The organism is Devosia sp. A16, assembly GCF_001402915.1.
Classification (GTDB): domain Bacteria; phylum Pseudomonadota; class Alphaproteobacteria; order Rhizobiales; family Devosiaceae; genus Devosia_A.
In genome coordinates this window covers 3,696,551-3,709,761 of sequence record NZ_CP012945.1, presented here as the reverse complement: position 1 = coordinate 3,709,761, position 13,211 = coordinate 3,696,551, and the positions used below count along the sequence as shown (strand labels likewise).

13 protein-coding genes are annotated in these 13,211 nt (G+C 66.4%); 8 read left to right on the top strand and 5 right to left on the bottom strand.

The window, feature by feature from the left end; all coding sequences use genetic code 11:
* Positions 1 to 57 precede the first annotated feature (57 nt).
* The 3 genes from APS40_RS17835 to APS40_RS17825 are packed head-to-tail and all read left to right on the top strand — an operon-like array spanning position 58 to position 3,350.
* Positions 58 to 2,223, top strand: coding sequence for a transglycosylase domain-containing protein (locus tag APS40_RS17835; protein ID WP_055048339.1), 2,166 nt, complete (start codon positions 58 to 60; stop codon positions 2,221 to 2,223).
* Positions 2,224 to 2,259: 36 nt separating this feature from the next.
* The gene (locus APS40_RS17830) at positions 2,260 to 2,805 is read left to right on the top strand and encodes a DUF1214 domain-containing protein (protein ID WP_197279354.1); all 546 of its coding nucleotides are present in this window, start codon (positions 2,260 to 2,262) and stop codon (positions 2,803 to 2,805) included.
* A complete protein-coding gene (locus APS40_RS17825) occupies positions 2,802 to 3,350 on the top strand; it encodes a DUF1254 domain-containing protein (RefSeq protein ID WP_055048337.1) in 549 nt (182 codons plus the stop codon). Before APS40_RS17830 ends, APS40_RS17825 begins: the two co-directional genes overlap by 4 nt.
* 31 nt (positions 3,351 to 3,381) lie before the next feature.
* Here APS40_RS17825 and APS40_RS17820 read toward each other — a convergent pair whose 3' ends face one another.
* Positions 3,382 to 4,188 (bottom strand): hypothetical protein, encoded by an 807-nt coding sequence (locus tag APS40_RS17820; RefSeq protein WP_055048336.1) that lies wholly within the window; start codon positions 4,186 to 4,188, stop codon positions 3,382 to 3,384.
* Positions 4,189 to 4,541: 353 nt separating this feature from the next.
* Here APS40_RS17820 and APS40_RS17815 point away from each other — a divergent pair, with 353 nt between their 5' ends.
* Positions 4,542 to 5,684, top strand: a complete 1,143-nt coding sequence (locus tag APS40_RS17815; protein ID WP_055048335.1) for a DUF2336 domain-containing protein — start codon at positions 4,542 to 4,544, stop codon at positions 5,682 to 5,684.
* On the opposite strand, the gene APS40_RS17810 is transcribed toward APS40_RS17815, so the two are convergent.
* From APS40_RS17810 to APS40_RS17800, 3 genes are read right to left on the bottom strand one after another with little or no spacing between them, the layout of a single operon-like run.
* Entirely contained in the window at positions 5,681 to 6,016 is a 336-nt protein-coding gene (locus tag APS40_RS17810) for a DUF1491 family protein (protein WP_055048334.1), read from the bottom strand. The genes APS40_RS17815 and APS40_RS17810 overlap by 4 nt on opposite strands.
* 49 nt (positions 6,017 to 6,065) lie before the next feature.
* Positions 6,066 to 7,430 carry a peptidoglycan-binding domain-containing protein gene (locus APS40_RS17805; RefSeq protein ID WP_055048333.1) on the bottom strand — a complete coding sequence of 455 codons (1,365 nt, stop codon included), beginning with the start codon at positions 7,428 to 7,430 and terminating at the stop codon, positions 6,066 to 6,068.
* Positions 7,427 to 9,220, bottom strand: coding sequence for a sensor histidine kinase (locus APS40_RS17800; protein ID WP_197279353.1), 1,794 nt, complete (start codon positions 9,218 to 9,220; stop codon positions 7,427 to 7,429). The genes APS40_RS17805 and APS40_RS17800 overlap by 4 nt, the downstream gene beginning before the upstream one ends.
* 433 nt (positions 9,221 to 9,653) lie before the next feature.
* Here APS40_RS17800 and APS40_RS17795 point away from each other — a divergent pair, with 433 nt between their 5' ends.
* The 3 genes from APS40_RS17795 to APS40_RS17785 all read left to right on the top strand — a co-directional run bounded on the left by APS40_RS17795 (position 9,654) and on the right by APS40_RS17785 (position 11,267).
* Complete coding sequence (locus APS40_RS17795) at positions 9,654 to 9,914, top strand: hypothetical protein (protein WP_156342981.1); 261 nt, start codon at positions 9,654 to 9,656, stop codon at positions 9,912 to 9,914.
* A gap of 163 nt (positions 9,915 to 10,077) precedes the next feature.
* Entirely contained in the window at positions 10,078 to 10,494 is a 417-nt protein-coding gene (locus APS40_RS17790; RefSeq protein ID WP_055048330.1) for a SufE family protein, read from the top strand.
* A gap of 86 nt (positions 10,495 to 10,580) precedes the next feature.
* The gene (locus APS40_RS17785; protein WP_197279352.1) at positions 10,581 to 11,267 is read left to right on the top strand and encodes a glycerophosphodiester phosphodiesterase; all 687 of its coding nucleotides are present in this window, start codon (positions 10,581 to 10,583) and stop codon (positions 11,265 to 11,267) included.
* A 26-nt stretch (positions 11,268 to 11,293) separates the two neighbouring features.
* Here APS40_RS17785 and APS40_RS17780 read toward each other — a convergent pair whose 3' ends face one another.
* A complete protein-coding gene (locus APS40_RS17780; protein WP_055048328.1) occupies positions 11,294 to 12,343 on the bottom strand; it encodes a hypothetical protein in 1,050 nt (349 codons plus the stop codon).
* A gap of 154 nt (positions 12,344 to 12,497) precedes the next feature.
* Between APS40_RS17780 and APS40_RS17775 the strand changes: the two genes are divergently transcribed.
* Positions 12,498 to 12,992, top strand: coding sequence for a shikimate kinase (locus tag APS40_RS17775; RefSeq protein WP_055048327.1), 495 nt, complete (start codon positions 12,498 to 12,500; stop codon positions 12,990 to 12,992).
* Positions 12,993 to 13,211 lie beyond the last annotated feature (219 nt).

The window sequence follows — 13,211 nt, the reverse complement described above, 5'->3', positions numbered from 1 at the left end:
TGCCAATGCGCCCCAAATTGGGGAGATTCAAGGCCTTGGTACGCTGCGGAGTTTTCGGTGCAGGATCCGTTCTACCACAAAGAGAAGCGGCGCAAGAAAACCCGCATGCTGGCAGCGGACGCCTGGCTCGACTCGGCGATGTACGAGTTCGGCCAATCGTTGGGACGCAGCTACACCCGGGTCGAGGATTTCTTCTCGCGTTTCCGCATCTCCGGCTTCAAGCGGCTGTTCGTCGAAATCCTTTCGGACGGCTTCAGCTTCCTCGCCATCGGCATGGTGCTGATGACGGCGCTGGCGCTGCCGGCATTCGATGCCACGGCGACCGGCCGGTTCAACAAGGCCGAGGATTTCGCCGTCACCTTCCTCGATCGCTACGGCAACGAGATCGGCCGCCGCGGTATCCGCTCCGACGATTCCTACCCGCTCGACAAGCTGCCCGATTATTTCGTCAAGGCGGCGCTCGCCACCGAGGATCGGCGCTTCTACGATCACTGGGGCATCGATCCGATCGGTACGCTCCGGGCGCTGATGTCGAACGCCCAGGGCGAGAACTCCACCCAGGGCGGCTCCTCGATCACCCAGCAGCTGGCCAAGAACCTGTTCCTGAGCTCCGAGCGCACCCTCGAGCGCAAGATCAAGGAGGCGTTCCTCGCGGTCTGGCTGGAGTGGCACTACAGCAAGGACGAGATCCTCAAGCTCTATTTCGACCGTGCCTATATGGGCGGCGGCAATTTCGGCGCCGCGGCGGCAGCCGAGTTCTATTTCGGCAAGAAGATCACCGACGTGAACCTGGCCGAGGCGGCGATGCTCGCCGGACTGTTCAAGGCGCCGACCAAGTATGCGCCGCATGTCGACCTCGCGGCAGCGCGCGGCCGCGCCAACCTGGTGCTTTCCAACCTGGTCGACGCCGGCTTTCTCACCGAGGGGCAGGTCACCGCGGCGCGGCGCAACCCCGCGACCCCGATCGATCGCTCGGCGGAGGCAAACTCCCCCAACTACTTCCTCGACTACGCCTTCGAGGAGGCCAAGAAGATCATCGAAACCAGCAGCACGACCTCCAACACCTTCGTGGTGCGCACCACCATCGATCCGGTGCTGCAGTCCTATGCCGAGGACTCGGTCACCTCGGTGGTGCGCGAACAGGGCGAGGCCTACAATGTCAGCCAGGCGGCGATGGTGGTGCTCGAGCCCACCGGGCCGATCCGTGCGATGGTGGGCGGGGTGGATTACGGCAAGAGCCAGTTCAACCGCTCGATCGTTCCCAACCGGCAGCCGGGTTCTGCGTTCAAGCTGTTCGACTATGGCGCGGCGTTCGAGATGATTCCGGAATACGACCCCGACACCGTGGTTTCAGGCGCCACCCAGTGCATCGGCAACTGGTGCCCACAGAACTACTCGCGCAACTCGGTCGGCCGGATCAGCCTGATCTCGGCGTTCCAGCAGTCGATCAACACCGTGCCGGTGAACCTGTCGATCAAGATGGGCCGCCAGCCGATCGCCGACTTCGCGCACAAGATCGGCCTCACCAACGATTTCCCGGTTACCCGCTCGCTGGCGCTCGGCGCGGCCTCGGTCAGCGTCATCGACATGGCGTCGTCCTACGCGGTGTTCGCCAACCACGGTTACAAGACGCCGGCCTACGGCATCACCCGCATCACCACCCTCTCGGGCGAGCCGATCTTCGATGCCGATCCCGAAGCCCATCTGGAACGCGTGGTCAGCGAGCGCACCGTGAAATACATGAACCGGATGATGCGCGCCGTGGTGGAAAGCGGCACCGGCCGCCGGGCGCTGATCGACGGTGTGCCGTCGGTAGGCAAGACCGGCACCACGTCATCGTATCGCGACGCCTGGTTCTGCGGCTTCACCGGCAACTATGTAGCGGCCGTCTGGTTCGGAAATGACGACTATCGGCCGACCAAGAAGCTGACCGGCGGCCTGCTGCCGACGGTGGCCTGGCAGAAGTTCATGGCCTACGCCCACACCAATATCGAAGTCAAACCGGTCGAAGGCGTCGACTTCAAGCCCGCGCCGTTCGTCATTGCCAATGCCGAGGAGGGCCAGCCGATCGCCCCTGTCGTCGAGCGTCCCCCCGGGTTGAAACCCGGCGCGGCCGACAAGCTGCTCGAGGTCGCCGACCGGCTGCGCGATGCGCTCAATGGCGGCGCCGGTAGCCAGGCGGCGCTGACGGTCACGTCCCCCACTCCAGCCAAGGCGCTGTAACCGTTGCGCTTTCTTGTTCACCTCGGGACCATGCTGGTGGTCGCACTAGCGGTCGGCTTCGGCCTCAGCTGGTACGCCCTGAGCGATGGCCGGCTGTTCGGCGCCATCGAAATCGGTCCGTGGTCGGCATGGCGCGATGTCGGCGTGCCGGCCCCTGATCCCTATACCCGCGCCTTCATCGCCCGGGCTGGCGCCCTCGAGCTCGGCGCCAGCGAAGGCATCCAGTTCGTCGCGACGACGGACAGCGATAACCGCCGGCTCGACCGCGCCTGCCGCTATCGCATCGACGGCAGCACCCCGGCAGCCCGCTTCTGGACGCTGGTGCCGGTGGCCCCCGAGGATGGGCGCCCGATCACCCGCGAAGGCGGCCCCGTCGATTTCCAGAGCGCCAGGCTTAGCCGGGCCGGCGACGGATCGGTCGAACTCTATGTCTCCAAATCGCTGTCGCCGCAGAACTGGCTCGAAATCACCGGTGACGGCGCGTTCGATCTGGTGCTGACGCTCTACGACACCTCGAGTCTGGCGGGTGTCGGCGCCGATGTCGCGACGCTTCCGGCGATCATCCGGGAGACCTGCGCATGATCCGCACGCTGCTTTGGTTGCTGGCCGGCGCGGTGTTGGGCGGCATCATCCATATCGCGGTGATCCTCAGTCTGCCGGTGTTGTCGGCAACCTCGGCCTGGGACCAAGTGGCGGCGGTCGGCGGCGGAGCCGGGCCAACGGTGCTGCCGGCCGTCACGCCGGCCACGCCCAACCCGCTGCGGCTCGACCCGGAGCTGGCCTATGCGGTCTGCCGGATCGATCTCAGGCATGGACCCGCATCGGTCGGCGGCACCCTCCCGCAGGCCTTCTGGTCGGTGGCGGTCTATAGCCGCGCCGGCACGGTGGTCTATTCGACCACCAATCGCGACGGCGTCGGCACCGCGCTGGACCTCGGCATCTTCAACCCGGCCCAGACGCGCCTGCTCGCCGAGCAGAAGCTCGAGGTCGCCGAGGGCCTGCTCATCGTCGAGGCCAAGGAAGACGATCTGTTCGTCGTTGTCCGCCTCGCCCCGCCGCATCCGGAAATGCGGTCGCGCTATGAGAAGGCGCTCGGCAACCTCAAGTGCGGCACGATCCCGACCTAGCGGCATTTTTGACGGTCCGAAACGTCGCGGCCTATTTTCGGTATTCGCCCTCGCTGGGCGCGTCCATCAGCACACGGCCGGGGATAGCGCCCCTGCCGCCGCTGCCATCGTCCCAGCCGTCGCCGCAGAAATCGAAGGCCTCGGCGCGATCGACCCAGCCGGCGAGCCGGCTCAGCCGCTCGTCCACGTTGACCGCCTCGCCGTGCGGCGTTTCGACGAGGAAATGGTCGAGCGCATAGCTGTACGAGCCATAGCGATAACCGAGCGCGGCGACGAAGCGGCCGACATAGAGGTCGTTCTCCGCCTTGCGCAGACGCACCTGCTTGAGCATCGGCGCTTCGACATCGGTAAGCTCGGTCGCTGCCACCGCGCGCTGCCGGTCGATCTCGATCACGGCACAGATCGCCTTGAAAGTGGCCGGCAGGGTTAGCAGGTCTGCGCCGATATCGTCGGCAATGGTGTTGTAGCGCACCCGCGACGAGGCGTAGCGCTCGTTGCTGAGCCAGCGATAATAGAGGTCGAACTTGTCCGGCCGTGAGCTGAACACCCCGGCGACGAAGATCACCTGCTCATAGTCGAAGGCCCAGTCCCTGGCATGCCGCGCGATGAGAAACCGGTACACCCGGTCGTGCATCTCGCGTTCCTCGTCGGTGATGTTGAAATTCGACACTGGCTGGTTGCCCAGCCGGCGCATCACCCGGTCGGTCTCAGGGATGATCGTGTCGTTGAGGACGCCCGGTTTCACCCGGCCGAAATCGCCGAGTTCATGCGCGCCCGCAGGCCCGACGCAAAGCAGCAGCGCCAGCCCCAGCGCACGAACCAGACGCCCGTCAGCCACGGCGGCGCTTGCCGCCCGAAGCCGTTCCCACCGGCTTGTCCGGCAGCGGCGAGGAGCCCCCACTCCGCTCATAGCGAACTCCGGTGAACAGCAGCACTTCACCCGTGCCCGCCGATTGGGAGCGCGTTCTCGTGCGTCCACGCTTTGGTAGTTGAACCAACTTTCCCAACCTTGCCTCCGGGCGGGCGGGCGATGCTTGCCGGGGACCCATTTCCATCGGCAAATCGGGAGCGACGCAGGGACCCGATGAAAGCCATTAAGAGTTCGTCAAGGTTAACAGTTCGCTAACGATTTGCCTGAAATAGTCGAACCGGTGGTCGAGGCCCGAATCCTGGGGCCTTGCAGGGCGAATTATGATCGGTTTCCAGCCTTACGAGACGTTCCAGCTGCTCATCGAGACGGGCGGCGTCGATCGAACGAACACGCTGCTCTGTGCGGCGTGCGACGCGTTTGCGCGCCGCGGACGGCCAACCAGTGCCGAAATGGAACAGTTTGCGGCGCTCGCCCAGCGCCTGTTCCCAGCCGCCGCGCCGGCCGCCCGCGCCAAGGCCGCTGCCACCCTGGGGCGCTCCGAAGACCTGTCGCCCGAGCTCGAGCAGCTGGTGGTGCGGCACCTCGGGGACGACCTGCCGGATTTCCTGGTCTCGGCGCCGAAACTCTCCGAAGGCACCATGCTCAAGGTGATCTCGTCCAATGACGTGACCCTCGGCGCCGCGCTGGCCCGGCGTGCCGACCTCTCCACCAATGTGCTCGGTCGCCTGTTCCAGATGAACAGCCGCAAGGTCTATCGCGCCATCGCCACCAATACGGCGATCGTGCCGCGCGGCCCTTATCTCAGCGCCCTCGCCCGCTCGGCGCAGATGGACCACCAGGTGGCCTGGTCGCTCGCGGCGCGCGAAGACTTCGATGCGGGCCTGCTGGCGCCGGCGTTTTTCGACCTCGGCGAGACCGACCGGGTCAAGGTGATCAACGCCTTCGCACAGCGCCAGACGCCGGCGGCGCCGATCAAACGCACGCTGGAACAGCTGTCGGTAGCGACCGGCGAACTCACCCGCGCCCTGATGAAGCTGTTCTCCGAGAACCGGCGGCCGGAAGTCACCAAGCTGCTGCACCAGATCACCGGGCTCGACGAGGTGCGCTGCGGGCAGATCGCGCACGACACTTCGGGCGCCGCACTGTTCGTGGTGCTGCGGGCCTTCGGCTGCAACGCCACGGACGGGCTCAAGGTGCTGATCCATGCCACCTCGCATGACGAGGACCGCTCCAAGGCACTGGCACAGTTCTCCAAGCTCTTCGAGACCGTGAGCGTCGATGCTACGGCATTCCTGATGAGCGCCTGGCGCGGCGAAGTGAACCTGCTCGACCTGACCAAGCCGGAATACAAGCCGTTCGAGGTCGAGCGCCGCCGCATCCCAGCGCCGCAGACGCGCGAGCGCAACCCGGTGGTCGACCAGGCGATCGAGGCGCTGGCCCGGATCGGGGCGCGGGCGAGCTAGGTTCGCGCCAGCTCCAGCCCCAGATCCCCACTGCGCAGTTCCAGCGATACGACCCAGAGGTCCGGGTCGAAATCGTGCTCTCTGGCGATCCGCTCGCGCACCTTGTCCGGTGCGACATGGTCGAAGCGCAGCTGGAACACCCGATCCTCGCTGTCCTCGGCAAGGCTGGTCGCCGGCGCGGGGGTATAGAGCGACACTTCTCCGTTGAGGTGATCGACCTCGACGAAGATCTGCCCGGCGATCGGGTCACCGCGGCGCGACACCACGCAGAGGTGGCCGATATCGTTATGCCGGCGCACGAACGCCGAAACCCAGAGGTCGGTGCGAAACATCGCTCACCTGTGCCGGAAAACCCGCCACGGCGCCAGCTGTCGCAGCGCTCTAGATCGAGGCGCCGTTGTCGACGAGCAGGTCGAGCAGTTCGGGCGAGATGCGGCCCGTCACCTTGTAGTTGAAGTAGACCTCGAAGTTGCGGATCGCCTTGGCAGTCGCCTCGCCGGCCACGCCGTCCGCCGGACCGTGCAGGAAGCCGAGGCTCGCCAAACCGCGCTGCACCTTGGCGACGATCACCGGATCGGTCACGGAGAACGGCGCCATCAGCTGTTCCGGCGTGGCCTCGGTGTCGAGCACGGCAATCGCCTCACCCGGCTTGGGCGGCGCAGGCTCCTCGATCTTCAGCGGCACACCGACCTGCGGCTTGTCCGGCAGAGCCGCGACCTCGGTGCGCACCGCGGCGACCTTGGCGGTGGACTCCGGGACCAGGGCGACGGCGGGCGCGGCCTCGGCGGTGCTCAGAGCCTTGGACTGGGCCGCGAACTGCTGCGCCACCGGCTGCTTGGGCAAAGCCTTGGGTGGCGTGGTCATGGTCATCGACTGTACGCCGTCGACAATGGTGCTGATGGCGTCGCCGGCGGTTTCTGCCGCCATCTCGAGCGCGGCCTCGGGCGATTTCGGCACCGGCCGGCCGAGCAGAATGTTGCCGGTGGCGCGTTTTGTCGGCGCGATCGAGCCGGTCTCGATGTCGGCAACCAGCGGCTTGGGCTGCTCCATGGCAGCAAGCGACTTGGGTTTCACCTGGGTGGCGGTCGGCTGCTCGGTTGCCACCGGAGCAGACTGCGCCTGCGGTAGCGTCACCTGGGCGGCGGGCTTTTCAGCTTCGACGGGCGCGGTGACCGGAGCGGGTTGTGGAGCCGGGGTAGAGAGCGGCGCGGCGAGCACCATCTCGATGATCTCGCGGGTCAACTCGCCGGTGGGCTTCAGCCCGCGCAGTTCTTCGAACTTTTTGAGCGCGCGCGCGGTTTGCGGGCCGTAGTAGCCGTCGACAGTGCCGGTGAAGAGCTGCAGGCGCTCGAGCTTGCGCTGCACCTCGAACACTTCCTTGTTGCCGATCGGCCCGCCCGAGGCCCCAACCGGCTCCGAGGCAAGCGCCACCTGGCGCTGCACCTTGGCCGGGGCGGTCATCACGAAGCTCTTTGGCCGCGTCTTGGGAATCACCGGCTCGATCTCGGCCGCACCGGCCGACGATTCGACGGCCGGCGCGAACAGCGGCGAAGGATGCTCGAGGCGCTGCCCGAACAAGGCGTTCGAGCCTGCCATGGCAGTGGTCAGCACCAGGGCGGCGATCGCGGAGTTGGTGAGGGGGGAGCGCATGTAGCGCGCAATGACCCAGAGCGCCGCACGGCCCGCCTGGGCCAATGCGACGCCGCCGACCTGCAGGGGCAGGTGCGCAAGAGTTGCTGCCGTCATAGGGCTCTTTTTCTTTCGTCGTGCCATGTGGTGGGCATTTGCTGCTGAACCGGATCCCGGTGAAGGGGGGTGATGTCAGCAGTTTCCCCCAGCTTGGTTTCCGGACCGTTTATCGGCAGCAGAACAGTCATCACTGTCCCCTCCCCCGGCGACGAGCTGGCATGCAGCGTTCCCTCATGCAGTTCGACCAGTCCCTTGACGATCGACAGACCCAGCCCGGTGCCCTCGTAGCGGCGCGCCAGACCATCCTGGGCCTGGAAGAACGGCTCGCCGATTCGGCTCACCGATTCCTCGCCCATGCCGATGCCGTGGTCGGCGACGGAGATGGCGAGGTGCCGACCCTGGCGCTTCATGGCGAGCGTCACCACCGAATGCTCGTTGGAGAACTTCACGGCATTGGAGAGCAGGTTGATGAGGATCTGGCGGCAGGCGCGCTCGTCGGCGATCAGCATGGGCAGGCTGCGCGGGATATCGGTCATCAGCCGCACGGATTTATCCCGAGCCATGGCATCGATCATTTTCAGGCAGGGCTCGACCAGCGATTCGGGGGCGATCGCCTCGGTGGTCAGCTCGAACTTGCCGGCCTCCAGCCGGCTCATGTCGAGCAGCATCTTCACCACGTCGATCAGGTGATGGCCGCTCTGCTGAATCAGCGTCGCATACTCCTTGTGCTGCGGGCTGAGTTCGCCGACGACGCCCGAGGTCATCATCTCCGAGAAACCCACAATGGCGTTGAGCGGCGTGCGCAGCTCGTGTCCGATGGTGGCGAGGAAACGCGACTTGGCGCTCGAGGCCTCTTCGGCAAGTTTGCGAGCCCGCTGCAGCTCGTGCATGTAGTCGTGCCGCTCGGTGACATCGCGCAGCAGCACCACAACCTCGTTGCGGGCGCCGGGCCCGTCGGCATCGACCACCGGCGAAAGCGACGCTTCGACCCAGACATAGCGCGGCGCCGCCGCCGACGGGCCTGGCTCATCGCGGCGCATGCGAATCTCGACGCGACGGGTCTGGCCGTCCTGGTTGGCCTCGGCGAAAGCGGTGAGGTAGGTCGGCCGATCCATCACGTGGATGCGCTCGACCAGCCCATTGCCGCTGAGTTCGAACCGGCGGCAGCCGAACAGTTTTTCGGCCGAGCGCGAGGTGAACAGCACGGTGCCGTCGCCGGCAAAACGCATCACGGCGTCCTGCACATGCTCGATCAGGTGGCGGTAGGCGTTGATCTGCGCCTTCTCGTAGACCTCGAACACCGTGTTGAGCCGGTTGGCCGAGTGCGCGACGATCGCTGCGGTGACGGCGAACACCAGGCCGCCGATCAGCGTGGTGCTGTAATGGAACGGCTGCGGCCAGGCAAAGATGCCCAAACTCGCCAGCACCCCCAGCGCCACCACGGCGAGCAGGATCGCCCAGGCGCGCTTCTTGACCGGGGTGCGGGTCAGCAGCGAGGCGTGGACGGGCGCGAGCACGGCCACCGCGAGCCCGAAATCGGCGATCGCCGGGTCAGCCACCGTCAGCAGGGCGCCGCACAGCAGCGTCGCATAGACCTGCCCGGCGGCCGCGCGCTCGTACTGGCCGCGCTGGCACCAAGCCATGGTGAGCACGCCCGCCGCGACGCCAGTCGTCGCCAGCACGAAGGGCAGCAGCACGGACTGGGTCAGCGCATAGAGCGCCGCCGGCATGCCGATCAAACTGAGGATCAGGGCCAGCCTGGCATTGGTGGCGATGGCCTGTCGGCGCAGGGCTTCAGGACGCCCTCCGGCGCCCCGCACCGGCTCGGTGCGCCATGCGCGACGCACCGCATCGCTCAACCATGTCCAAAGGCTACGCATTACTCTAACCAACCGCCCCGCCGCCCATTTTCTTGTTGTCAGGAGCTTCCACCCGAACGCCTAATGCGGGTTTAAGGGGAAGGGCCGGGCGGGTGGTTGCGCACGCGATCCAGGGCGTTGCGCAGGGGCTTTCTGGGGTTAGCGTAAACAGTTCGTTGCACCGGTTGGCGGCTTCCGACAGGCCGGCAGTTGCCGCTTGACCGGGGCTTTGCCAAGGGATTCGCCAGACCCCTTTGCGGGCCGCCGACGGTCGGAGGCATTTGTCGACAATTTTATCGAAATCCCGAAACCGGACTTAAGCCGCCTCGCCTAGCCTCCGTCGCAACACATGGCAGGTGGACTGCCGGTACGGGAAGAGGCGGCGATGTTCTTGTTGAGGTCTGCATTCTGGCTGACGGTGATGTTCGTCATCATCGCGCCGAAGGACTTCGACCTGGGCAAGACCGCCGGCGATGCTTCGGCGCAGGCGCTCAAGGCCGGCCAGCAGGCGATCGTCTCTCAGGTTCTGGCCAGCGATTGCAGCACGCTCGAATGCGCCGGCGGCAAGGCCGCGCTCACCGTGCTCGCCGGCAGCAAGCTCCCGTCCGTCGACACCCCCATGCAGATGACGTCGAACATCCCGGTCCCGCTCCCCCGACCGCGACCGGATCGGATGGGTTGAGCCAGGGGTTGCGTCACTTCCCCGACGCTACTCCAGCCGCGATCCCTGGCCGAGCCGCAGTGCGCTGCCCCGCACTGCGGCTCTCTTCTTGTCGAAACAGCGGGAGGCGCCGGGCCTCCATTCGCCACTCGCTATTCGCGGCCCGCTCCCCTATCTATCCCGCATGACCAACCCAGCCGCCTTCACCGAGATCGCCGAAAACCTCAGCTTCCTTGACGACTGGGAAGACCGCTACCGCTACATCATCGAGTTGGGCCAGGCGCTGCCGCCGCTCGCCGAGAGCGAGAAAAATGCCGAGAACAAGGTGCATGGCTGCGTTTCGCAGGTCTGGCTGGTGTCCAACCACAACGGCGCGCAGCTCGAGTATCGCGGCGAATCCGACGCGATGATCGTCCGTGGGCTCGTCGCCGTGCTGATCGCGCTTTATTCCGGCCGCCCCGCCCGCGAGATCGCCGAAACCGACGCGATCGCCATCTTCGACGAACTGGGTCTGCGCGAGCACCTGACCACGCAGCGTTCCAACGGCCTCGTCGCCATGGTCAACCGCATCCGCAGTGAGGCCAAGGCGCTGGCGGCCTGAAACAGCCGCCCCGCACCTGGGGAGGGATCGCGTTGCTCACCGCAAGCTGGACATCGTTCCGCCAGGCTGAGCATGGAACCTGGGTCGTGGCGCACCGTGGCGCCTCGGCGCGGCATCGCGACAGCTCGGCGGAAGCCTTCGAGCAAGCCATCGCCGATGGCGCAAACGCGGTTGAAACCGACGTCAGGCGCTCGAAGGATGGCGTTTTTCTCTGCCACCACGACGAAACGCTGAAGCACACGGCCGGCCTCGACGTGGCGCTGTCGGAGATCACCTACCAGCAACTCCGCCACCTGGCGCCGGATGCTGCGGTACGGCTCGAAGATGTGCTCGAGCGGACGCGAGGGCGCTGCAACATGCTCCTCGACCTCAAGCTGCACGATCCCGAAGACGTTCGGGCCCTGCTGCGCCTCCTCGAGTCCCGCCAGGTGGACGACAGCATCGCCATCGGCGTGCGATCGCTCGAGACGCAGGCCCTTGTTGGCCGGCTTGCTCCCGCCCTGGTGCAGCTCGGCCTGCTCGCGTCGGCCGATCAGATCCCGCAATTCGTCGCTTCGGGCGGAGCTTGGGTGCGGCTGTGGCAGCAGGATGCCAGCCACCTACGGATCGAAGCGGCGCGGGCGCTGGGGGTGCCGGTCCTGGTGATGGTCGGCGGCCCAGGGACCGGCCGGGCGATCGGCGACATCGATGCGCAGCAGGCGCGGGCGCTGGTTGCACGAGGCGCTGCCGGCCTGATGCTCAACGACCCGCGCGTTGCCCTGCCCCGGGCCTGAGCGCGCGCCGGATCACGCGGACGGGGTCAGCGGACCTTCAGCAGCAGCGCGTAAAGCAGGGCCGAGACGATCAGGTGGGCGATGACGAAGCGCACCAGCACCTGCGAGCCCGTCCAGCCGACTTCCTTGCGGAAATGATCGTGCAGCGGAAAGCGCACGCGCCCCAGCACCAGCACGTTGAAGAAGCGCTTCAGCGCCAGCTTGGCGATGCCGGTGGCGCCATTGGCAAGAATGACGAAGCCGACGACCACGATGAGCAGGACGTTGTGGCTGGCGCAGACCAGCACGCCGATCAGCAGGCCGAGAGGCCGCGATCCGGCATCGCCCATCAGCACGGTGCTGGGCGGTGCATTGTGCCAGAGGTAGCCGGCCACCGCGCCGACCATGATGATGGCGAGGCTGGCCCACAACCCCGTCCGCGGATCGAACGGAATCAGCAGGTAGCCCGCCGTGGCCTTGTCGCCGACGACCCCGTAGAGCAGGAAGGCAAGGAACACCAACGACACAACGCTCAGGCTGCCCGACAGCCCGTCGACACCGTCACTGCAGTTGGTGGCGTTGATCGAGATCCAGATCACGGCGGTGAAGATCAGGAATACGGCAAAGGTGGGCAACTCGAACGAGCCACTGATCAGCGGCAGCCAGAGGGCGAGCGTGCCCTCGCCGCTCACCAGCAACCAGGCGGAGAGCCCCGCGACCAGAAAATCGAACAGCGCCAGCTGGTATTCCGAGAGCCCGCCCGTCGCGTCATCGACGAGGCCGATGCCGGAGGCGAGCAGCATGACACCGACGAACAGCAACACGTCGAGCCGCCAGGGCAGGAACAGCACGACCGCCAGCGCGAACACCGCAACGAAGAACAGGCCGGCCCCCATCGGCTTGCCGACGCTCTTGTCCGCATCCACGGCGAAGGCCCGGCCGCGATCGCGCGGCAGGTATCGGGCGATGCGGGGAATACCCAGCACGGTGATCAGGAACGCCGCGCACGAGCCCAGCGCGATGAGCAGCAGGTCGGAGCGCAGCAACCGGAACACGCCGATGGTCGGCGACAGCAGGTCTGAAATCCAGGGGAACAAATCACCACTCCAGCATCGGCCGCAGGACACTGCACGACGACTCGCTGCCCGGCAACGCACAGATTGCGTTGGCCGCAGCTCTCGCCGAAACAAGCAGCGTCCACCGATCCGGCGCTTCGATTGACGGAGCGCGGGACGCCCGGTCCAATGCGGCATGGACTCCGACCATCCTCATATCGTCATTCGCCGGCGCTGGAGGCCGGGCGAAACGCTCTTCCTGCTGGGGCCGGGCGGCGTCGGCAAATCGACGCTCGGTCGGGAATTGGCGCAGCGATTGAGCTGGCCGCTGATCGACCTCGACCTGGCGTTCTGCGAAGAGCTCGAACTCATCGGTCCGTTCATCGCCGCCCATGGCTATGAACGCTATCGGGCCGAGAATCTTGCCCTGGCCAACCGGCTCACGACCGCGTCGACCGCGCCGAGCATCTTCGTGACCTCTTCGGGTTTTCTCGCCTCGCCGCCACAATCTGCAGACCGGGCATCCGCTCGCCGGATCGTTGCCGCCGGCTACGGCATCACGCTCCTGCCGTCGCTGGATATCGACATCGCCACAGCCGTCGTCGTCGAACGGCAGCTCGCCCGTGGCTTTCGGCCTCGAGCGGGCATCGGAAGAGCACAAGTTTCGCGAGCGCTTTCCGATCTATCGTGACGCCGGTGAAATGCTAGTGATCTCGACCAGCCCTGCCGCCCCGATCGCCGAGGCGCTGCTCGACCGGCTCTGAGCCTGACGGCGCGGCTTGTCACTGACGGCCTGGAGGCCTAAGAAAGCGCAACTCGCGAACCTCCCATCGACGGTCGGCGCGCGAAATGAGCACGAGGTCCTGACGCAGGAAATGGCGCCAATACCAGCACACACGGACGCCGCAAC